15 protein-coding genes and 1 other RNA gene are annotated in these 22,203 nt (G+C 59.3%); 11 read left to right on the top strand and 5 right to left on the bottom strand.

Annotated elements, in window-relative coordinates; genetic code table 11:
- Positions 1-26: 26 nt before the first annotated feature.
- Entirely contained in the window at positions 27-2,423 is a 2,397-nt protein-coding gene (xdhB, locus tag MEB48_RS15075; protein ID WP_237884946.1) for a xanthine dehydrogenase molybdopterin binding subunit, read from the bottom strand.
- On the bottom strand, positions 2,416-3,870 hold the full coding sequence (gene xdhA, locus MEB48_RS15070; RefSeq protein ID WP_237884945.1) for a xanthine dehydrogenase small subunit: 1,455 nt from the start codon (positions 3,868-3,870) through the stop codon (positions 2,416-2,418). Before xdhA ends, xdhB begins: the two co-directional genes overlap by 8 nt.
- Before the next feature lie 266 nt (positions 3,871-4,136).
- Here xdhA and MEB48_RS15065 point away from each other — a divergent pair, with 266 nt between their 5' ends.
- The 6 genes from MEB48_RS15065 (at position 4,137) to ffs (ending at position 13,504) form a co-directional block, all read left to right on the top strand.
- The gene (locus MEB48_RS15065; protein ID WP_237884944.1) at positions 4,137-4,796 is read left to right on the top strand and encodes a GntR family transcriptional regulator; all 660 of its coding nucleotides are present in this window, start codon (positions 4,137-4,139) and stop codon (positions 4,794-4,796) included.
- 2 nt (positions 4,797-4,798) lie between these two features.
- Positions 4,799-8,287 (top strand): chromosome segregation protein SMC, encoded by a 3,489-nt coding sequence (smc, locus tag MEB48_RS15060; RefSeq protein WP_237884943.1) that lies wholly within the window; start codon positions 4,799-4,801, stop codon positions 8,285-8,287.
- Positions 8,288-8,545: 258 nt separating this feature from the next.
- Complete coding sequence (zipA, locus tag MEB48_RS15055) at positions 8,546-9,397, top strand: cell division protein ZipA (RefSeq protein WP_095051985.1); 852 nt, start codon at positions 8,546-8,548, stop codon at positions 9,395-9,397.
- A 177-nt stretch (positions 9,398-9,574) separates the two neighbouring features.
- Positions 9,575-11,932 carry an NAD-dependent DNA ligase LigA gene (ligA, locus tag MEB48_RS15050; protein ID WP_237884942.1) on the top strand — a complete coding sequence of 786 codons (2,358 nt, stop codon included), beginning with the start codon at positions 9,575-9,577 and terminating at the stop codon, positions 11,930-11,932.
- 154 nt (positions 11,933-12,086) lie between these two features.
- The gene (locus MEB48_RS15045) at positions 12,087-13,250 is read left to right on the top strand and encodes a zinc-binding metallopeptidase family protein (RefSeq protein WP_237884941.1); all 1,164 of its coding nucleotides are present in this window, start codon (positions 12,087-12,089) and stop codon (positions 13,248-13,250) included.
- Between the two features lie 157 nt (positions 13,251-13,407).
- An RNA gene (gene ffs / locus MEB48_RS15040) (signal recognition particle sRNA small type) lies at positions 13,408-13,504 on the top strand.
- A gap of 186 nt (positions 13,505-13,690) precedes the next feature.
- On the opposite strand, the gene MEB48_RS15035 is transcribed toward ffs, so the two are convergent.
- The gene (locus tag MEB48_RS15035) at positions 13,691-14,005 is read right to left on the bottom strand and encodes a helix-turn-helix domain-containing protein (RefSeq protein ID WP_237884940.1); all 315 of its coding nucleotides are present in this window, start codon (positions 14,003-14,005) and stop codon (positions 13,691-13,693) included.
- 418 nt (positions 14,006-14,423) lie between these two features.
- On the opposite strand from MEB48_RS15035, the gene MEB48_RS15030 reads away from it, so the two are divergent.
- Positions 14,424-16,124 carry a putative bifunctional diguanylate cyclase/phosphodiesterase gene (locus MEB48_RS15030; RefSeq protein WP_237884939.1) on the top strand — a complete coding sequence of 567 codons (1,701 nt, stop codon included), beginning with the start codon at positions 14,424-14,426 and terminating at the stop codon, positions 16,122-16,124.
- A gap of 11 nt (positions 16,125-16,135) precedes the next feature.
- On the opposite strand, the gene MEB48_RS15025 is transcribed toward MEB48_RS15030, so the two are convergent.
- The gene (locus MEB48_RS15025; RefSeq protein ID WP_237884938.1) at positions 16,136-16,882 is read right to left on the bottom strand and encodes a substrate-binding periplasmic protein; all 747 of its coding nucleotides are present in this window, start codon (positions 16,880-16,882) and stop codon (positions 16,136-16,138) included.
- Between the two features lie 134 nt (positions 16,883-17,016).
- Here MEB48_RS15025 and dnaX point away from each other — a divergent pair, with 134 nt between their 5' ends.
- The 4 genes from dnaX (at position 17,017) to MEB48_RS15005 (ending at position 21,819) form a co-directional block, all read left to right on the top strand.
- The gene (gene dnaX / locus MEB48_RS15020; RefSeq protein WP_237884937.1) at positions 17,017-19,131 is read left to right on the top strand and encodes a DNA polymerase III subunit gamma/tau; all 2,115 of its coding nucleotides are present in this window, start codon (positions 17,017-17,019) and stop codon (positions 19,129-19,131) included.
- Positions 19,132-19,198: 67 nt separating this feature from the next.
- Positions 19,199-19,537: a YbaB/EbfC family nucleoid-associated protein gene (locus MEB48_RS15015; RefSeq protein ID WP_007905413.1), complete on the top strand. Its 339-nt coding sequence runs from the start codon at positions 19,199-19,201 to the stop codon at positions 19,535-19,537.
- Between the two features lie 343 nt (positions 19,538-19,880).
- Positions 19,881-20,483, top strand: coding sequence for a recombination mediator RecR (recR, locus tag MEB48_RS15010; protein WP_237884936.1), 603 nt, complete (start codon positions 19,881-19,883; stop codon positions 20,481-20,483).
- A 187-nt stretch (positions 20,484-20,670) separates the two neighbouring features.
- Positions 20,671-21,819 carry an acyl-CoA dehydrogenase family protein gene (locus MEB48_RS15005; RefSeq protein ID WP_237884935.1) on the top strand — a complete coding sequence of 383 codons (1,149 nt, stop codon included), beginning with the start codon at positions 20,671-20,673 and terminating at the stop codon, positions 21,817-21,819.
- 100 nt (positions 21,820-21,919) lie between these two features.
- On the opposite strand, the gene MEB48_RS15000 is transcribed toward MEB48_RS15005, so the two are convergent.
- On the bottom strand, positions 21,920-22,203 hold a 284-nt coding region (locus MEB48_RS15000), incomplete at its 5' end, for a transposase (protein ID WP_237884934.1).

Genomic DNA, 22,203 nt, shown 5'->3' with positions numbered 1-22,203 from the left:
CATTCCCACGCAGAGCGTGGGAACGATCAAACCACCACCTCGGATTCGGCTTCCACGGCCTTGGCCACCTTCAACTGCCGCATCTGCTCACAGCCCCACAACACCCGCTCCGGGGTCGCCGGTGCGTCGATTTTCGGTTGATGCTGGTAGTCGCCCAAACTGGCCACGGCGTCCTTGATCGCGCACCAAGCGGCGATGCCAAGCATGAACGGCGGCTCACCTACAGCCTTGGAGTGGAACACCGTGTCTTCCGGGTTCTTGCGGTTTTCCACCAGCTTCACCCGCAAGTCCAGCGGCATGTCTGCCACCGCCGGGATCTTGTAGCTGGCCGGGCCGTTGGTCATCAGTTTGCCTTTGTCGTTCCACACCAGTTCTTCCATGGTCAGCCAGCCCATGCCCTGGATGAAGCCACCCTCGACCTGACCGATGTCGATCGCCGGGTTCAGCGAGTCGCCGACGTCGTGGAGGATGTCGGTGCGCAGCATCTTGTACTCGCCGGTCAGGGTGTCGACGATCACCTCGGCGCAGGCCGCACCGAAGGCGTAGTAATAGAACGGCCGACCACGGGCCTGGCTACGGTCGTAGTAGATTTTCGGGGTCTTGTAGAACCCGGTGCTCGACAACGACACCTGAGCGAAATACGCCTGCTGGATCAGCGATTCGAACGTCAGAATGTGATCGCGAACCCGCACGTGACCGTTGTGGAATTCCACGTCTTCTTCGCTGACCTTGTATTGCCGCGCGGCGAATTCCACCAGGCGTTTCTTGATGATTTCCGCCGCGTTCTGCGCCGCTTTACCGTTGAGGTCAGCGCCGCTCGAAGCAGCGGTTGGCGATGTGTTCGGGACCTTGTCGGTGTTGGTCGCGGTGATCTGCACGCGGTCCATTTCCACCTGGAAGACTTCAGCCACGACTTGCGCAACCTTGGTGTTCAGACCCTGGCCCATTTCGGTGCCGCCGTGGTTCAGGTGGATGCTGCCGTCGGTGTAGATGTGGATCAGTGCACCGGCCTGATTGAGGAAACTGGCAGTGAAGGAAATACCGAATTTCACCGGGGTCAGTGCCAAGCCTTTTTTCAGGATCGGGCTGTTGGCGTTGTAGCGACGGATCGTTTCGCGGCGCTCGGCGTATTGGCTGCTTTGTTCCAGTTCGGCGGTCATTTCCTCGAGCATGTTGTGCTCGACGGTCTGGTAGTAATGGGTGACGTTGCGCTCGGTCTTGCCGTAGTAGTTGGCCTTGCGCACGGCCAGCGGATCGAGGCCCAGATGGCGGGCGATGGCATCCATCACTTCTTCGATGGCGACCATGCCTTGTGGGCCGCCGAAACCACGGTAAGCGGTGTTCGACGCGGTGTTGGTCTTGCAGCGGTGACCGTTGATAGTCGCGTCACCCAGGTAGTACGAGTTGTCGGCATGGAACATCGCGCGGTCGACAATCGATGCCGACAAATCCGGCGAGCAACCGCAGTTGCCGGCCAGTTCCAGGGCGATGCCGTGCAGGCGGCCGGTGCTGTCGAAGCCCACGTCGTACTCGACGTAGAACGGGTGCCGCTTGCCGGTCATCAACATGTCTTCGACCCGCGGCAGGCGCATTTTGGTCGGTTGGCCGGTCAGGTGCGCGATTACCGCGCACAGGCATGCCGGGCTTGCGGCCTGGGTTTCCTTGCCGCCGAAACCACCGCCCATGCGGCGCATGTCGACGACGATTTTGTTCATCGACACGTCCAGCACTTCCGCCACCAGTTTCTGCACTTCGGTGGGGTTCTGGGTCGAGCAGTAAACGATCATGCCGCCGTCTTCAGTGGGCATCACCGAAGAGATCTGGGTTTCCAGATAGAAGTGTTCCTGGCCGCCGATGTGCAGCGTGCCTTGAATGCGATGTTCAGCAGTGGCCAAAGCAGTGGCCGAATCGCCACGCTGATGCGTATGACTGTCGAGCACGAAGTGGCGTTTGCGCAGGGCTTCGACCACATCCAACACAGGTTCGAGGTCTTCGTATTCGATGATTGCGGCCATCGCGGCTTTACGGGCGGTTTCCAGGTCTTTCGCCGCCACGGCGAGTACCGGTTGACCGACGAATTGCACATCATCGATGGCCAGCAACGGGTCGCCCGGCAACAGTGGGCCGATGTCTTTCAGGCCTGGCACATCTTCGTGGGTGATGGCGATGCGCACGCCTTCGAAGGCGTAACAAGGCTTGGTGTCGATGCTGAGGATTTTCGCGTGGGCGCGGTCCGACAGCCGTGCGTAAACGTGCAGCTGATTGGGGAATTCCAGCCGATCGTCGATGTACTGCGCTTCACCGGACACGTGCTTGTCGGCGCTGTCGTGCTTGACGCTGCGACCGACACCGGTGGTCAGGTCCTTGGCGAACAATTCAGCCAGTTCGGCTTGGGTCTTCTCTACAGCGTGATGATTAGACATAAGCGGTCACCCGAGTCTCGATGTGCGGTGTTTGCAGTTCGATGAAGTATTTACGCAGCAGATTCTGCGCGCTGAGCAGGCGGTATTCCTTGCTGGCGCGGAAGTCCGAGAGTGGCGTGAAATCTTCGGCCAATGCAGCGCAGGCGCGTTCGAGGGTGGCGTTGTTGAACGGCGCACCCAGCAGGGCGGCTTCGCAGTGTTTGGCGCGTTTTGGAATGGCCGCCATGCCGCCGAAAGCAACGCGGGCGTCGGCGATCACGCCGGTGTCGATGCGCAGGTTGAACGCGGCACAAACGGCGGAAATGTCATCGTCCAGACGCTTGGACACCTTATAGGCGCGGAACAGTTGTTCAACGCTGGCGCGCGGCACGATGATCTTTTCGATGAACTCGCTTTCCTGACGCGCGGTCACCCGGTAATCGATGAAGTAATCTTCCAGCGCCATCGTGCGGCGAACGTCGCCTTTGCACAGGACGATCTGCGCGCCGAGGGCGATCAGCAGCGGTGGCGAGTCGCCGATTGGCGAGGCGTTGCCGATGTTGCCGCCCAGGGTGCCCTGGTTGCGGATCTGCAAGGAAGCGAAGCGTTGCAGCAATTCGCCGAAGTCCGGGTACTCGGCTTTCAAGGCGTCGTAGCAGTCGGAAAGGGCGGTAGCGGCGCCGATTTCCAGACGATCGTCGAAGCGTTCGATGCGTTTCATTTCGGCGACGTTGCCAACGTAGATCATCACCGGCAAGGTACGGTGGAACTGGGTGACTTCCAGCGCCAGATCGGTGCCGCCGGCTAGCAGGCGAGCCTGTGGATAAGCGTCGTAGAGGTCGGCCAGATCGGCCACGGTCAGCGGCACCAGGCAGCGCTTGTCGCCACTGTTGAGTTCGCCGATGTCGGTGGGAGCGATGGCTTTCAGGCGAGCGATGGTGTCCGCTTCTCGCGCATCGAACTGGTCGGGTTGTTTTCCGCAGCAGGATTGCTCGGCGGCGGCCAGGATCGGCCGATAACCGGTGCAGCGGCAGAGGTTGCCGGCCAGCGCTTCGTGAGCTTTATGGGCATCGGGCGCGTCGCTGTTCTTTTGCAGTGCGAACAGCGACATCACGAAGCCGGGTGTGCAGAAACCGCACTGCGAGCCGTGGCACTCGACCATGGCTTTTTGCACGCTGTGCAACTCGCCTTGGTGCTTGAGGTCTTCGACGCTGATCAGTTGCTTGCCGTGCAGCGACGAAACAAAGGTCAGACACGAGTTGAGGCTGCGGTAGCGAATGTGTTCGCGACCATCGTCGTCCGTCTGCAACTCGCCGACCACCACGGTGCAGGCGCCACAGTCGCCGCTGGCGCAGCCTTCTTTGGTGCCGGGTTTGCCCACCTGTTCGCGCAGGTAATTGAGCACGGTCAGGTTCGGGTCCAGGGCGTGCTCGCTACGGAGTTCCTGGTTTAATAAAAACTGGATCACGGAAGGCCTCGCAAACTCATTATTGTTGTTAACCGACATGAGCCGAATTTATCAGGTCTGACTTTTCGGTCAATGATTTTCTGACTTAAAGGTCAGGAAATAACATTTTGTCGATCAACGACTCGTTCCTTCATTATTGACCCTCACGGGATAGCTTGCCTTTTGCTTGAATCGTGCCAAAAACCGCTGGGTGGGCACTCCGCCATGAACCATCAATTGCGCTACACTGCGCCGCTTGTGCAGATCGAAGAGTTTGAAGGACAACCATGACGTTCAAGGCGCCGGACAGCCTCGCCGAGCAAATCGCTCACCACCTCGCCGAACGTATCATTCGCGGCGAAATGAAGCCGGGGGAGCGCATCCAGGAACAGAAGGTCACGCTGGCGCTCAATGTCAGCCGCGGTTCAGTCCGTGAGGCCTTGCTGATCCTCGAGCGCCGTCACTTGATCGCGATTTTGCCGCGACGTGGCGCCCACGTGACCGAACTTACCGCGCACAAGGTGCAGAGCCTGTGCACGCTGATGAGCGAGTTGTACATTCTGCTCGGCAACGCCGTGGCCAGCGGCTGGCAAGTCCAGGCCGACATGGTGCCGTTCGTACAGATCCAGCAGCGCCTGACCGCCAGCTATGAGCGCCAGGACATCCGCACGTTCGTCGACGACAGCTTCAGCGTGATGCGCGCCGCGTATCCGTTCGCCAACAACCCGTATTTGCAGGAAACCGTCGAGAATTTGCAGCCGGCCATGAGCCGCGCGTATTTCCTCGCCCTGGATCAGCGCAAGGCCTCGATGAGTGAATTCCTCGAGTTGTTCGAACGTTTGCTCGCCGCCGTGCTGGCGCGTGACTTACCGCAGATCCGCGTGGTGCTGACGGCGTATGCCCAGCGCAGTTGCGATCTGGTGATTTCTGCCCTGACGGTCGCTTAAGCGTGCGGCTCAAGTGCATCAAACTGGCGGGGTTCAAATCCTTCGTCGACCCGACCACGGTGAACTTCCCCAGTAACATGGCGGCAGTGGTCGGGCCCAATGGTTGCGGCAAGTCGAACATCATTGACGCCGTGCGTTGGGTGATGGGCGAGAGTTCGGCCAAGAACTTGCGCGGCGAGTCGATGACTGACGTCATCTTCAACGGCTCGACCAGCCGTAAACCGGTGAGCCAGGCGAGCATTGAGCTGGTGTTCGATAACTCCGACGGCACCCTTCTCGGCGAGTGGGCTGCCTATGCGGAAATTTCCATTCGCCGCAAAGTGACCCGCGACAGCCAGACCACCTATTACCTCAACGGCACCAAATGCCGGCGCCGCGATATTACCGACATCTTTCTGGGTACCGGCCTGGGCCCGCGCAGCTATTCGATTATCGAGCAGGGGATGATCTCCAAGCTGATCGAGTCCAAGCCCGAAGACCTGCGCAATTTCATCGAAGAAGCCGCCGGTATTTCCAAGTACAAGGAACGTCGGCGCGAGACTGAAAACCGTATCCGCCGCACCCACGAAAACCTTGCCCGCCTGACCGACCTGCGCGAAGAGCTCGAGCGTCAGCTTGAACGCTTGCACCGTCAGGCCGAGGCCGCGAAGAAGTATCAGGAATACAAGGGCGAAGAGCGCCAGCTCAAGGCCCAGCTGTCGGCCCTGCGCTGGCAGGCATTGAACGAACAGGTCGGCCAGCGCGAAGCGATCATCGGCACTCAGGAAGTGACCTTCGAAGCTCTGGTGGCCGAGCAACGCAATGCCGACGCGGCCATCGAACGCCTGCGTGACGGTCATCACGATCTGTCTGAACGCTTCAATCTGGTGCAGGGGCGTTTTTATTCGGTCGGCGGTGATATCGCCCGGGTCGAACAGAGCATCCAGCATGGTCAGCAGCGCTTGCGTCAGCTGCAGGACGACCTGAAGGAAGCCGAGCGCGCGCGGCTGGAAACCGAATCCCACTTGGGGCACGACCGCACCTTACTGCTGACCTTGGGCGAAGAGCTGGATATGCTCACGCCGGAACAGGAAGTCACCAGTGCCGCCGCCGAAGAAGCCGCTGCGGCATTGGAAGAATCCGAAACCACCATGCACGGCTGGCAGGAGCAGTGGGACACGTTCAACCTCACCGCCGCCGAGCCACGCCGTCAGTCTGAAGTCCAGCAGTCGCGGATCCAGCAGCTGGAAACCAGCATGGAGCGTTTGGCCGATCGCCAGAAACGTCTTGGCGAAGAACGTGCGTTGCTGTCGGCGGATCCGGAAGACGCGGCGATCATGGAGCTCAGCGAGCAGTTGGCTGCGTCCGAGGCCACTCTGGAAGACTTGCAGGCCAGCGAAGAGGCTCAGGTCGAACGGCTTGAGCAACTGCGTCAGGAATTGCAACTGGCGCTGCAAAATCAGCAGCAAGCCCAAGGTGATTTGCAGCGGCTCAACGGTCGATTGGCGTCGTTGGAAGCCTTGCAGCAAGCCGCGCTCGATCCAGGCACCGGCACTGCCGAATGGCTGCGCGAACAGCATCTGGCGGATCGTCCGCGTCTGGCCGAAGGCCTGAAGGTCGAGGCCGGTTGGGAGCTGGCGGTGGAAACCGTGCTCGGCGCCGACCTGCAAGCGGTGCTGGTGGATGACTTCGGTGACTTCGATCTGGCCGGGTTTGCCCAAGGCGATTTGCGCCTGCTCAGCCCGGCCGGCGATGGCGTGCGCGTACCCGGCAGTTTGCTCGACAAGGTCGAGGCGCAGATTGATTTGTCGCCATGGTTGGGGCAGGTCAAACCGGTCGAGAGCCTTGAACAGGCCTTGGCCTTGCGCGGGCAATTGGCCGCCGGCCAAAGCCTGATCAGCCGCGACGGTTACTGGGTCGGCCGACACTTTTTGCGTGTGCGCCGGGCCAGCGAAGCGGAAAGTGGTGTACTTGCCCGTGGTCAGGAAATCCAGCGGTTGGGCGTTGAACGCGAAGAGCGCGAAGCCACGGTCGAAACCCTGGAAACCCAACTTCAAAATCTCAGGGCGCAACAGCGCCAGCAGGAAAACGGCCGCGAACATTTGCGCCGTCTGCTACAAGACGAAGCCCGTCAGCAAGGCGAATTGAAAGCCCAGTTGTCCGCCGGCAAAGCCAAAGTCGAACAGTTGACCCTGCGCCGCACCCGTCTCGATGAAGAACTCACCGAGCTGAGCGAGCAACGCGCCCTTGAACACGAAAACATCGGCGAAGCACGCCTGCAATTGCAGGAAGCCCTCGACAGCATGGCGCTGGACACCGAGCAGCGCGAGTTGCTGCTGGCCCAGCGCGACAGCTTGCGCGAACGCCTCGACCGGGTGCGTCAGGAAGCCCGGCAGCACAAGGATCACGCGCATCAATTGGCGGTGCGCCTCGGTTCGCTGAAGGCGCAACACGATTCCACTCGTCAGGCCCTCGAACGGCTGGAAATGCAGTCCGAGCGTCTGACCGAGAAGCGCGAACAGCTCAGCCTCAACCTGGAGGAGGGTGAGGCGCCGCTGGAAGAGCTGCGGCTTAAACTCGAAGAGCTGCTCGACAAACGCATGACCGTCGACGAAGAACTCAAGACCGCGCAAATTGCCCTGGAAGACGCCGACCGCGAACTGCGTGACGCCGAAAAACGCCGCAATCAGGCCGAGCAGCAATCGCAATTGATCCGTGGCCAACTCGAGCAGCAGCGCATGGAATGGCAAGCGCTGACGGTGCGGCGCAAGACCCTTGAAGATCAGTTGCTGGAAGACGGCTACGACCTCCACGGCGTGCTCGCCACGCTGCTGGCCGGGGCCAACGAGAAAGATGCCGAAGATGAACTCGAGCGCATTGCTGCACGAATTCAGCGCCTCGGTGCGATCAACCTCGCGGCCATCGACGAATACCAGCAACAATCCGAGCGTAAACGTTATCTGGATGCTCAGAACGACGATCTGGTGGAAGCGCTGGACACCCTCGAGAACGTGATTCGCAAGATCGACAAGGAAACCCGAAACCGCTTCAAAGATACCTTTGATCAGATCAATGGCGGTTTACAGGCCCTTTTCCCAAAAGTTTTCGGTGGAGGACGCGCGTATTTGGAACTGACGGGCGAAGATCTACTCGATACAGGGGTAACGATCATGGCGCAGCCGCCAGGAAAGAAGAACAGCACCATCCATTTGCTCTCCGGTGGCGAAAAAGCCCTGACCGCATTGGCCCTGGTATTTGCCATCTTCAAGTTGAACCCGGCGCCGTTCTGCATGCTCGATGAGGTTGACGCGCCATTGGATGACGCTAACGTTGGACGCTACGCAAGGCTGGTCAAAGAGATGTCGCAAACGGTGCAGTTCATCTACATCACCCACAACAAGATCGCCATGGAAATGGCCGATCAATTGATGGGGGTGACGATGCACGAACCCGGTTGCTCGCGTCTGGTGGCAGTGGATGTGGAGGAGGCGATGGCCATGGTGGACGCCTGAGTCATTGTGTGTAAGGCAAGTAATTTTGAGCTGTAGTGCTTTTTACTTGCCTTCACTTGCTGGCCAATCGACATAATTCGCGCAAGCCACTGTGACAGACGGTGTAAAGTTGTCTTTGGTCGTGCTAGTTTAATGTCAATTTTTCGTATACGTGGGCAAAACGCCTGTCAGAACATAGAGTTGGCGCCACGTTTTAAAGCGGTTTGCACAATGTAAACCCCTTATTTTTCAGCATTTTTTATAGAGGCACGGGATTACATGGAAATCGGTCTGCGCGAGTGGCTGATCGTCATCGGCATTATTGTCATTGCCGGTATTCTTTTCGATGGCTGGCGTCGCATGCGCGGCGGCAAGGGGAAACTGAAATTCCGTCTTGACCGAAGTTTGTCCAATCTGCCGGATGAGGACACCAGCGCCGAGCTGTTGGGCCCGCCCCGCGTGCTGGATAACCATAAAGAGCCGCAACTGGACGAGCATGATCTGCCGTCGGTGAGCATGCCTGCCCGTGAGCCTCGCGAGTCGGGTTCCAAGCGTGGCAAGCGTGGTCATGGCGAGCCATCGCAAGGCGACTTGAACCTCAACCTGGACCTGGACGGCGGCCCGAGCTTCAACAGCCGTGACGACGATTTCCCGGATGACACCAAGCCCGCCAGCTCGGTCGATAAAGATCAGCCGCAAGCCGAAGAAGTGCTGGTGATCAGCGTGATCTGCCGCGACCCGGCCGGCTTCAAGGGCCCGGCACTGTTGCAGAACATTCTGGAAAGCGGTCTGCGTTTCGGCGAGATGGACATTTTCCACCGTCACGAAAGCATGGCCGGTAACGGCGAGGTCCTGTTCTCCATGGCCAATGCGGTCAAGCCAGGTGTCTTCGATCTGGATGACATCGATCATTTCAGCACCCCGGCAGTGAGCTTCTTCCTCGGTCTGCCAGGCCCGCGTCATCCCAAGCAAGCCTTCGACGTGATGGTGGCTGCGGCACGCAAACTGTCCCAGGAGCTGAACGGCGAACTGAAAGACGACCAGCGCAGCGTGCTGACCGCCCAGACTATCGAGCACTACCGTCAGCGCATCGTCGAGTTCGAACGTCGCGCCCTGACCCAGAAGCGCTGAAATTGGTAACGTGTGGAAGATTGAGTCGCGACTTCCATGCCCTGTAGGAGCCCGGCTTGCCGGCGAAGGCGATCTCAACTACGCCTTCGCCGGCAGGCCGGACTCCTACAATGAATCTGCACCGCATCAACAAATTGAGCAGCCTCGGCTGCTCTTTTGCTTTATGAGAGAACACCCATGACCGCCGCCAAAACCCGCATTCTAGAGCTGCGCGCCGAGCTCGATCAGCACAACTATCGCTACCACGTGCTGGACGAGCCGAGCATTCCGGACGCCGAATACGATCGCTTGTTCCACGAGCTCAAGGCCCTCGAAGCGGCCCATCCTGAACTGATTACCAGCGATTCGCCGACCCAGCGTGTCGGCAGCGCGGCGCTGTCGGCGTTCACTCAGGTGCGTCATGAAGTGCCGATGCTCAGCCTGGGCAACGCCTTCGAAGAAACCGATATGCGTGAGTTCGATCGCCGGGTGACGGAAGGTCTGGACTTGCCGGTCGGCGACCTGGTCGGCAGTGGCGCAGCGGTGGAGTACAGTTGCGAACCCAAGCTCGATGGCCTGGCGGTCAGTCTGCTCTATCAGGATGGTGTGCTGGTGCGCGGCGCCACCCGCGGCGATGGCACCACCGGTGAAGACATCAGCGTCAACGTACGCACCGTGCGCAATATCCCGCTCAAGCTGCATGGCACCGGCTGGCCGGCAACCCTGGAAGTGCGTGGTGAAGTGTTCATGTCCAAGGCCGGTTTCGAGCGACTCAACGCCACGCAACTGGAAGCGGGTGGCAAGACCTTCGCCAATCCGCGTAACGCGGCGGCGGGCAGCTTGCGACAGCTGGATTCGAAGATCACCGCCAATCGTCCGCTGGAATTCTGCTGCTACGGCATCGGCCAGATTTCGGCCGATATCGCCGACACGCACATTGGCAATTTGCAGCAACTCAAAGCCTGGGGGATGCCGATCAGTCATGAGCTGAAATTGGCGCATGGTATTGAAGAATGCCTGGATTACTACCGCGACATCGGCGAACGCCGCAATGCGCTCCAGTATGAAATCGATGGCGTGGTGTTCAAGGTCAACAGCATCGCGTCCCAGCGTGAGCTGGGTTTTCGCGCTCGCGAACCGCGCTGGGCGATTGCCCACAAATTCCCGGCCATGGAAGAGCTCACCGAACTGCTCGACGTGGAATTCCAGGTCGGTCGCACCGGTGCCGTGACGCCGGTGGCGCGCTTGAAACCGGTGAGGGTCGCAGGCGTCACCGTGGCCAATGCGACCTTGCATAACATGGATGAAGTGGCGCGGCTGGGCCTGATGATTGGCGACACCGTGATCATCCGTCGCGCCGGTGACGTGATTCCGCAAGTGGTGCAAGTGGTTGCCGAGCGCCGTCCGGAGGATGCCCGGCCAGTACAGATTCCCGAGCAGTGCCCGGTTTGTGGCTCTCATGTCGAGCGTACGCAACTGGTCAAGCGCAGCAAGGGCCGCGAGACCATCAGCGAAGGCGCGGTGTATCGCTGCGTCGGCCGTCTGGCCTGCGGTGCGCAACTCAAGCAAGCGATCATTCACTTCGTTTCGCGCCGCGCCATGGACATCGAAGGCCTGGGCGAAAAGAGCGTCGAGCAACTGGTGGACGAAGGCCTGGTGAGTTCGCCGGCCGATCTCTATGCCCTGACGTTCGAGCAGATCGTCGACCTGGAAGGCTTTGCCGAACTGTCGAGCAAGAACCTGCTCGGTGCAATCGAAGACAGCAAGCAGCCGAGTCTGGCGCGGTTTATCTACGCCTTGGGCATTCCTGATGTCGGCGAAGAGACGGCCAAGGTCCTTGCGCGCTCTCTCGGCTCGCTGGAGTGGGTTCAGCAGGCATTGCCGCACGTGCTCACGTATTTGCCGGATGTCGGGCTGGAAGTGGCTCACGAGATTCACAGTTTCTTTGAAGACGCGCATAACCGGCAAGTGATCAAGGATCTGCTCAAGCATGGCCTGCAGATTCAGGATCAGGGCGAGCTGGGTGCCGAATTTTCCGCCAGTACCACACTGGGTGGTTTCCTCGACAAGTTGCACATTCCGTCGGTCGGGCCGGGCGGGGCGCAGAAGCTTGCGGATAAGTTCGGCTCGCTCGAAGCGGTGATGAGTGCTGATTGGCTGGACATGCGTCAGGCACTGCCGGAGAAACAGGCGACCTCGGTTCGGGAGTTCTTTGCGGGGGCGGAAAATCGTCAGCTCGCCGAGGCGGCCGAAAAGCAGCTGCGTGATTTCGGTATGCATTGGCAGAGTGAGAAAAAAGTCGTCGAAGGGTTGCCGTTGGCCGGACAGACCTGGGTGCTGACCGGTTCGCTGGAGCTGATGAGTCGCGATGTCGCCAAGGACAAACTTGAAAGTCTCGGCGCCAAGGTGGCCGGTTCCGTATCGGCCAAGACCCATTGCGTGGTCGCCGGCCCAGGCGCGGGATCAAAGCTGGCCAAGGCCAATGAGCTGGGGTTGAAGGTGCTCGATGAAGAGGCGTTTGTCGGGTTTCTTGGCAAGCATAATATTTCGGTTTAACTGATCGTTCCCACGCTTTGCGTGGTAACGCATCCCATGACGTTCTGCGTCACAGCGGACGCGGAGTGTCCGGGGCGGCATTCCCACGCAGAGCGTGGGAACGATCATGTCTGAGGAATGATCTAGTCTTGGCAGGCTTCAGGGAGAGATCGCCATGTACCGCTTCTTCGAACAGCTCAGTTCACGTATCGCCGCGCCTTTCATGGGTGAGCGTTCGCGCAACAGCAAGGTCTGGCATTGCAGCTGTGGGCAGTCGTTGTTCTTTCGCAACAGCCAGTGCCTGGCCTGTTCGGCGGCGCTGGGTTATCAGCCGCAGCAGAGCCGCGTGTCGTCGTTGCAGCCCGGCCCGCAAGCGGGTACCTGGTTGCTCGATGCCGATCCCGACGCCGGTGTATTTCGCCGCTGCGCCAATCTCGATTCTCCGGCCGCATGCAACTGGCTGCTGCCGGTCAATGATCACGCTACGTTGTGCATCGCCTGCAGCCTGAATCGCACCATCCCCGACCTGTCGATCCCCGAGAATCACGAGCACTGGCGCAACGTGGAAATCGCCAAGCGTCGTCTGGTGGCACAGCTGATCAGTCTGGGCTTGCAGGTCATTGCGAAATCCATGGACGAAGACATCGGTCTGGCCTTCGATTTCATCGGTATCGACCTCGAAGGCAAACTGCCGACCACCGGACATGCCAACGGACTGATCACCCTCGATATCAAAGAAGCCGACGACGCCCATCGCGAGCAAGTTCGCGTACAAATGCACGAGCCCTATCGCACGCTGCTCGGTCACTTCCGTCATGAGACAGGGCATTACTACTGGGACCGCTTGGTCGCCAACAGTCATTGGCTGGAGCCGTTCCGCGGCCTGTTCGGCGATGAGCGTGAAAATTATGCCGAGGCCCTTGAGCGGCATTATCAGCAAGGCGCGCCGCTAGACTGGCAGCAGCATTACGTCAGTGCCTACGCCACCATGCACCCTTGGGAAGACTGGGCGGAAACCTGGGCTCACTACCTGCACATGATGGATGCGGTGGACACCGCCCTGGGTTTTGGCATGAGTGCGCAGGAAATGGATTTCGATTACCAGCCGTTTCCGCCCAGCGCGCTATTCGACCCGCAGCACCCCGGCGGCCCGGCGTTCCTGTCGTTCGTCAACGCATGGATCGAGCTGGCCGGCATGCTCAACGAACTGTCACGCAGCATGGGTCAGCCGGATTTCTATCCGTTCGTCCTGCCGTCGGCGGTGATTGCCAAGCTGCACTTCATTCACCTGGTGATTCAGCAGGAGGGCGGCAGGGCGGATGAGGTGTTGGCGCAATAGGATCAAAAGATCGCCCCTGTAGCAGGAGCGATCTTTTAGGCCAGCGCATGTCATTGAAGCCGCTCATATTTTTTAATATCCCCGAACGGTTGTAACTTCGTCTCAGATAGGTACAATGGCGCGGCTCGCCGTCAGGTGAGCGTCGTTATGGTGACCCCATCGGTCCCCCCGCAACGATCAGCCGTGAACCCGGTCAGGCCTGGAAGGGAGCAGCCGCAGCGGTGACATTGTGTGCCGGGGTGTGGCTGGTGGGGTCGCCACCATAACGCAGCACGAATCCTCTTTCGTGTTTTCTATCTGGAAATACTGTTTTGTCTTTGCTGCCATGGGACTCGTCCAGGGCGGTTTTTCGTCGTTTCCGAATTAAGGAACGGGATACAAAAAAAAGGAGGCCGATCTGTCGTATTCGACAGGTCGGCCTCCTTTTTTCATTACTGGCACTAAGGCTTGGACAAGGCCTGGTCAACCGCTGCGATCAGCTTTCCCAGATCCTTCGGGGTGGCTTTGTGTATGACGCTGAACAGATACGCCCGCTGTTCATCTTCGTCGCCCATATCTGCGAAAAAGGCTTTCAGCTTCACGCCCAGCACGTCGGCAAGCAAAAACAATGCTTCCACGCTGGGGGTATAGGTGCCCGTTTCGAAGCGGCTGATGGTTTTGGGGTCAAAACCGGTTTTTTCGCCGAGTTCAGCCTGAGTAAGCCCTGCGACCTTGCGGTAGCGTCGGATGGCTGGACCCAAACTTGAAATTTGCATCGCTCAATTCCCATTTAGAATCAAGAACTTAACGATAGATTTTTGCATTAGACAACTGCATGATCCATCACCTTGCTTTGCAAAATGTGATGCATTTCGTAGAATCGCCGCTTCGGAAAGGTTTTTAATGATTTACTTTCTGAAGTTTAGGCGATATGAAAAAGCCAGCATTGTCTTCTCTTGCCCGGTGTGCGGAGATGCTCTTGGCGGTCTGAAACCCCTCGAAAAATCTTACCAGGGTCGGTGTTGCTACCTTGCCCAAGGCCTTTGAGCCTGGTTGTTCTGCGGCGATCCGGAGGCCATCAAATGTTGTTCATGGAGTGATAACGTGTCTCTGCGCTGTAATTCTCAAAATATCTCTTCCGGGCATTCTGCGCTGGTCGAGCGGTACCTCCGCTAGCGACAGTGAGCCTCACTCATGGATGAGAAATACCGCAGGGCCGTGGATGCCGCCGCTATTTTTTCCGAGACCGATCTGGATGGCCGGATTACCTATGTCAACGACCAATTCTGCGCTGTATCCGGCTACAGCCGCGAGGAGTTGCTGGGGCAGAACCATCGTCTGCTGAACTCCGGCTTGCATTGCGCCGATTTCTTCGCCGCCATGTGGCGCACCATCGCCCTGGGTAATATCTGGAAGGGCGAGATCTGTAATCGCGCCAAGGATGGCAGCTTGTATTGGGTCGATAGCACCATGGTGCCGGTGTTCGATGAAGCCAAAGGGCGCATTGATCGATACCTGTCGATTCGTTTCGATATCAGCGAAAAACGTCAATTGCTGCAATCTTTGCAATGGCGGGTCGGGCATGACGTGCTGACCGGGCTGCCCAATCGCGCATTCCTGTCGGATCTACTGGATCAGGCGCTGGAGTTCTCCCAGCATGAAAACATCCCGTTGGCGGTGTGCATGCTGGACCTCGATGGGTTCAAGGCGGTCAACGACGGTTACGGGCACGCCAGTGGTGATATGTTGCTGGTGGAGGTGGCCAAGCGATTGCGCGATATTGTGCGCGGCGAAGACGTGGTGGCGCGACTGGCCGGTGACGAATTTGTGCTGGTGTTGCGATATGTGCGTGATCTGCCGGAATTGCACGCAGCATTGAATCGCGTGTTGAGGGCGATTTCCGCGCCGTACGCGCTGCACGGCAAGGACATCAATGTGTTTGCCAGTATCGGCGTCACCCTGTTTCCCCATGACCATGAAGATGCCGAAACCCTGCTGCGTCACGCCGATCAGGCGATGTATGTGGCCAAGCAAAGCGGGCGAAACCGCTTTCATCTGTTCGATGTGTCCCGGGATCAGGAGGTCAAGGCCACTCACCAGACCGTCGAACGGGTGCGTCAGGCGCTGGCCGCCGGTGAATTGCGCCTGCATTTTCAGCCCAAGGTGAACATGCGCCATGGCGTGGTCGTCGGTTTCGAGGCGTTGTTGCGTTGGGAGCACCCGCAAAACGGCTTGGTGTCACCTCGGGAGTTTTTGCCGCTGGTGGAGGATACGGACCTGATCATCGATATCGGTGAATGGGTGATGGATCAGGTTCTGTCGCAGTTGCACCGTTGGCACCAGGCGGGGCAGGACTGGCCGGTGAGTATCAATATCGCGGCGCGACATTTTCAGCGCGCCGATTTCGTCGACCGACTCAAGCACGTACTCGCTCGACATGCTCAGGTCGCGCCGCAGATGCTCGATCTGGAAATCGTCGAGTCGGTGGCGATCGAGAATATCCAGCATGTCAGCACCTGTTTGCAGGCCTGTCAGGCGTTGGGAGTGCAGTTTTCCCTGGGTGACTTTGGTACGGGTTACTCGTCCCTGAGCTACCTCAAGCGTTTACGCACCCAAACCATCAAGATCGATAAATCATTCGTGCGTGACATTCTGATCGATCGTGATGATCTGGCTCTGACCACGGCGGTGATTGGCCTGGCCCGGGCGTTCGGCCGGCAAGTGATAGCCGAGGGGCTGGAAAGCGTTGAGCACGGTGAATTGCTATTGCGGCTAGGATGCGAAGTCGCTCAAGGTTATTTCATCGCCCGCCCGATGCCGCCCGGTGAGGTGCCGGACTGGGTGGCGGGGTTTGTCGCTCCGTCGCAATGGCAAGCGCTCGGCCAGACAGCCTGAGCCATCATGCGCTACAGGTTTGCATCAGGGTTGCCGGTATAGAGCCGGATGATGTCATCGATCTCCTCGGACGTTTTCATATGCTGCAACGTGCGCAGAATACGTTGCACAGGCAGCTTGGGGTCGTTGCGCACGTAGCAACCGACGCTTTGTTCCTGCACCAGCGCTACGCTTTGCAGTTGCTGGTCGGGCAGCAGGCGCTGGTTGAACCAGTCCAGGGTCCATTGGTTGCTCACCGCGTACTGGTAACGCCCGGCCAGCAGTTTTTCCAGTACTTGTTCCTGATTGCGCGCGTCATCGCGGTGCAGCCGGTCGGCGTCAAACAGCGGTTGCAAGGTCGGGTAGCTATAGCCACGCACGGTGCCGATCGACTGTTGCGGCAGGTCTGACGGATTGATCAAAGGTGAGACTCGCCGACCAATCAGCAAGTCGCGCTGAACCAGCAGCGGAACGCTCCAGATATAGTCTTCAGATTGATTCGGCAGCCAGGATTTCGAGATATAACAGCGCACATCGACTTCGCCGTGCTCCATGGCGTTTTGCACCCGTGCCCTGGGCAAAATGTGAAACTCGGCCGGTACGCCGACCTGAGTCGCCAGGCTGATCATCATGTCGTGCAGGATGCCTTGGGTCGGTTGGCCGCGCTCGATTTGCACCATGGGCATGGCCCAGCTGTCGGACACGACAAAGCGCAACGGCGCCTCGGCAGCCGCGACGCTCAGGCTGATCAACAGCAATGCCCCCAAGGCAAAACGCATAAACGCTCCGGTATGAGCCAATAAAAGCCTCCACAAAGTGCAGCTTAGCCAGATTAGACGAGCGCACCGGATGCAATTTTGGCCTTGCTCCGCTAGCATTAGCCGCTTGTGTTCCTTCGTTGCGACGGTTTTCGATGAGTTATCAGGTTCTTGCACGTAAATGGCGTCCGCGCTCGTTCGGCGAAATGGTCGGCCAGACCCATGTGCTCAAGGCTCTGATCAATGCCTTGGACAGCCAGCGGCTGCACCACGCCTACCTGTTTACCGGTACACGTGGCGTCGGCAAGACCACCATCGCGCGGATCATCGCCAAATGCCTGAACTGTGAAACAGGTATCACTTCGACCCCTTGCGGCGAGTGCTCGGTGTGCCGCGAGATCGATGAAGGCCGCTTCGTTGACCTGATCGAGATCGACGCCGCGAGCCGGACCAAGGTCGAAGACACCCGCGAACTGCTCGACAACGTGCAATACGCGCCGAGCCGCGGGCGCTTCAAGGTCTACCTGATCGACGAAGTGCACATGCTCTCCAGCCATTCCTTTAATGCGCTGTTGAAAACCCTCGAAGAGCCGCCGCCCTACGTCAAGTTCATCCTGGCGACCACCGATCCGCAGAAACTTCCGGCAACGATTCTTTCGCGTTGCCTGCAGTTCTCCCTGAAGAACATGACCCCGGAGCGGGTGGTCGAGCATCTGACCCACGTGCTCAGCGTCGAGAACGTGCCGTTCGAAGACGATGCGCTGTGGCTGCTGGGCCGCGCCGCCGACGGTTCGATGCGCGACGCCATGAGCCTGACCGACCAGGCCATCGCCTTCGGTGAAGGCAAGGTCATGGCCGCCGACGTGCGGGCGATGCTCGGCACCCTCGATCATGGTCAGGTCTACGACGTCCTGCATGCGCTGATCGAAGGCGACGCCAAGGCGTTGCTCGAGGCGGTGCGCCATCTGGCCGAACAAGGTCCGGACTGGAACGGCGTGCTCTCGGAAATTCTCAATGTGTTGCACCGTGTCGCCATCGCCCAGGCTCTGCCTGAAGGCGTTGACAATGGCCATGGCGATCGTGACCGCGTATTGGCTCTGGCTCAGGCATTGCCGGCTGAAGACGTGCAGTTCTATTACCAGATGGGCCTGATCGGTCGCCGGGACTTGCCGCTGGCACCGGACCCGCGCGGTGGCTTCGAAATGGTCCTGCTGCGAATGCTTGCGTTCCGGCCGGCAGACACTGCGGACGCGCCGAGGCAACCGCTAAAGACAGTGGGGATCAGCCAGGCCACAGTTGATTCCGCAAACTCAGTGGCTGCTGCGCCGGTTGTAGCGCCGGTAGTCGCTGCGGCCGTTGTCCCGGTTCCGGTTGCGGTTTCTGTTGCGCCCGTGGTTGCACCGGCTCCTGTCATGGCAGCCGAGCCTGAGCCAGTTGCGGTCGTGCTCGTTTCTGATCCGGTCGCGCCTGAGCCCGAGCCTGTTGTCGAGCCCGTAGCGGTCGAAGAAATCGTCGATCTGCCGTGGAACGACCCGATAGCGCCCGAAGTTGTTCAACAGCCCGCCATTGAGCCGGTGCTGGAAACGGCTGGCGAACAACCAGAATTGCCACCGATGCCCATGCCGACGCCGGACAGCGTGGTGCCGGATGCGCCGCAATGGGCTGCTGCGCCGATCCCGGAACCGTCCGTGGCCGAAGTCGATGCCGCTACGCCAGGCATGGATCTGGACGACGAGCCGCCGCTGGACGAGGACTATATCGAGCCGGACATGGATTCGGCTTATAGCTATCTCGATGAACTGGCCAGCGAGCACACCGCCGAACCTGCGCCGGAACCCGAACCTGAACCGGCCGCGATGCCGGCCACCGGTCTGGCCCTGCAATGGCTGGAATTGTTCCCGAAACTGCCGGTGTCCGGCATGACCGGCAGTATTGCCGCCAACTGCACGCTGATCGCCGTCGATGGCGACAATTGGCTGTTGCACCTGGATCCGGCCCATAGCGCCTTGTTCAACGCGACGCAACAACGTCGCCTCAACGATGCGCTGAATCAGTTTCACGGGCGTACGCTGACCCTGAGCATGGAGCTGATCAAGCCCGAGCAGGAAACCCCGGCCCAGGCCGCCTCCCGCCGCCGTGCCAACCGTCAGCGCGAGGCCGAGGAATCGATCCACGGCGATCCGTTCATCCAGCAAATGATGCAGCAGTTCGGGGCAGTGGTCCGTCACGATACTATTGAACCTGTCGAGGCCCTGGTCAGTCAGGGCTAATAACTGAAGGCGCTTGGCCGCATTCGCCGGGCGCTGTTTTTATCCAAGTACTTTTGAGGTGATTCCCATGATGAAAGGTGGCATGGCCGGCCTGATGAAGCAGGCGCAGCAGATGCAGGAAAAAATGGCCAAGATGCAGGAAGAACTGGCCAACGCCGAAGTCACCGGTAAAGCCGGCGGCGATATGGTCACCGTGGTCATGACCGGCCGTCACGACGTCAAGCGTGTGACCATCGATCCAAGCCTGGTCGAAGGCCTGAGCGAAGACGACAAGGAAATGCTCGAGGCGGTATTCGCCGCAGCCGTCAATGATGCCGTGCGCAAGATCGAAGCCAACAGCCAGGACAAAATGTCTGGCGTGACCGCTGGCATGCAATTGCCACCGGGTATGAAGCTGCCATTCTGATTCGCCAAGGCGCATCGGATGGATTAAAAAATGCCAGGCATCGCGCCTGGCATTTTTGTTTCTGGCTGAGGGCAAGCGACGTCTATCAGGACGCCTTCGCGGGCAAGCCTCGCTCCTACGGTCATGCGAATATTCGCGAATAACCGATATCCGTAGGAGCGAGGCTTGCCCGCGAAGAAGTCGACTCGGTCCCCCTGAAAAAACATCGAACGCGACACAGCCACAAAGGTCTGCTCTCTATACAGCCGAAATTCGAACTGCGGGTTACGCAAGACTGAATAATTGACGCTCATTCGAGGCGCGGGTATAAACCGCGTCTCGTTGTTATGTCGGACTTTTCCCCATGAGCTTCAGCCCTTTGATTCGCCAACTGATCGATGCCCTGCGAATTTTGCCGGGTGTGGGTCAGAAAACTGCCCAGCGCATGGCGTTGCAACTGCTTGAGCGTGATCGCAGCGGCGGTTTGCGACTGGCCCAGGCGCTGAGTCAGGCCATGGAAGGGGTGGGTCACTGCCGCTTGTGCCGCACGCTGACCGAAGACGATCTGTGCCCGCAATGCGCCGATCCACGCCGCGACGACACCTTGCTGTGTGTGGTGGAAGGTCCGATGGATGTTTATGCGGTGGAGCAGACCGGTTTCCGCGGTCGCTACTTCGTGCTCAAGGGCCACCTGTCGCCCCTCGACGGGTTGGGGCCGGACGCCATCGGTATTCCACAACTGATGTCGCGGATCGAAGAGGCGGGCACGTTTACCGAAGTCATCCTCGCCACCAATCCGACGGTAGAAGGTGAGGCCACTGCGCATTACATTGCTCAGTTACTCAGCAACAAAGGCCTGATCGCCTCGCGCATCGCCCATGGCGTGCCGTTGGGTGGCGAGCTGGAATTGGTGGATGGCGGGACGTTGGCGCATTCGTTTGCGGGGCGCAAGCCGATTACCTTGTAGTGTCTGAACTGGCCTCTTCGCGGGCAAGCCTCGCTCCTACGGTTTTGCGTATTCGCGAACAACCGATACCTGTAGGAGCGAGGCTTGCCCGCGAAGAACACGCCTCGGTCCATCTGATTCACACAATCCTGTTGAAAACCAAGCAAGCGCTCGGTTAACTTCGCTGAACCTTCAGTGGAGTTCGCCGATGCCTGCCTTTCAGGAATACTTCGACCCTAGCCACCAATTGGTCCGCGACAGCGTCAGACGTTTCGTCGAGCGCGAGATTCTTCCGGACATCGACCAGTGGGAAGAAGCCGAAAGCTTCCCCCGTGAGCTCTACCTGAAGGCCGGCGCGGCGGGGATTTTGGGCATTGGTTATCCCGAAGCCTTGGGCGGCAGTCACGAAGGCGATGTGTTCGCCAAGATCGCCGCCAGTGAAGAGCTGATGCGCTGCGGTTCCGGTGGTCTGGTCGCGGGGCTGGGCTCGCTGGACATTGGTTTGCCGCCGATCCTCAAGTGGGCCAGGCCTGAAGTTCGCGATCGCGTTGTGCCTCAGGTGCTGGCGGGTGAGAAAATCAGCGCCCTGGCCGTTACCGAGCCCAGCGGCGGCTCCGACGTCGCCAACCTGCAAACCCGTGCCGTACGTGACGGCGACTGTTACCGGGTCAGCGGTAGCAAAACCTTCATAACCAGCGGCGTTCGGGCAGATTTCTACACCGTAGCGGTGCGCACCGGCGAGCCTGGGTTTGGCGGCATCAGTTTGTTGCTGATCGAGAAGGGCGCGCCCGGTTTCACTGTCGGTCGTCAGTTGAAGAAAATGGGCTGGTGGGCGTCGGACACCGCCGAGCTGTTTTTCGATGATTGTCGGGTGCCGGTGGGCCATTTGATTGGAGCCGAAAACAGGGGCTTTGCCTGCATCATGGGCAACTTCCAGAGCGAGCGTCTGGCCTTGGCGCTGATGGCCAACATGACCGCGCAGTTGGCACTGGAGGAGAGCCTGAAGTGGGGTCGTCAGCGCGAAGCTTTCGGCAAACCCATCGGCAAGTTCCAGGTGCTCAAGCATCGACTGGCGGAAATGGCCACGATGCTGGAGGTATCACGGGAATTCACCTACCGCCAGGCGGCGAAAATGGCTGCTGGGCAGAGTGTGATCAAGGAGATTTCCATGGCCAAGAACTTCGCCACCGACACGGCGGACCGCATCACCAACGACGCCGTGCAGATTCTTGGGGGCCTCGGTTACATGCGCGAGAGCCTGGTGGAGCGGCTGTACCGGGATAATCGGATTCTGTCGATCGGCGGCGGGACGCGGGAAGTGATGAACGAGATCATCAGTAAGCAGATGGGGCTCTAATCTGCGGTGTAGCGGCTGAAGTCTTCGCGGGCAAGCCTCGCTCCTACAGGTTCAGTGTGAATCCGCGAATGACCAGAACCTGTAGATACTCTGTTCACGGTCAAGCTTTCGCGAGATGTTTTTCGCTGAAAAGCTTGGCCGTATCAAATTCCTCTCCAGAACGCATGCACGCCCATAACCCGGTCAGGTATTTACGCATCACCGCTCCGATGGCCTGCATTTTTTTCTTGCCGCGAGCAACCAGAACCTCATAAAAGGCCTTCACATTCTCATCGCAGCGGATTGCCGTCATCGCGGGCATGAACATCGCGGCACGCAAGTAAGCGTTGCCACACTTGGACATGCGCCCTGGGCGGTTCACGCTCGTGCCTGATTGGGTCAGCC

This window comes from Pseudomonas sp. PGPR40 (assembly GCF_022014505.1).
Lineage (GTDB): Bacteria > Pseudomonadota > Gammaproteobacteria > Pseudomonadales > Pseudomonadaceae > Aquipseudomonas.
The sequence above is the reverse complement of the archived record's forward strand: the minus strand, read 5'-3'. Positions and strand labels throughout refer to the sequence as shown.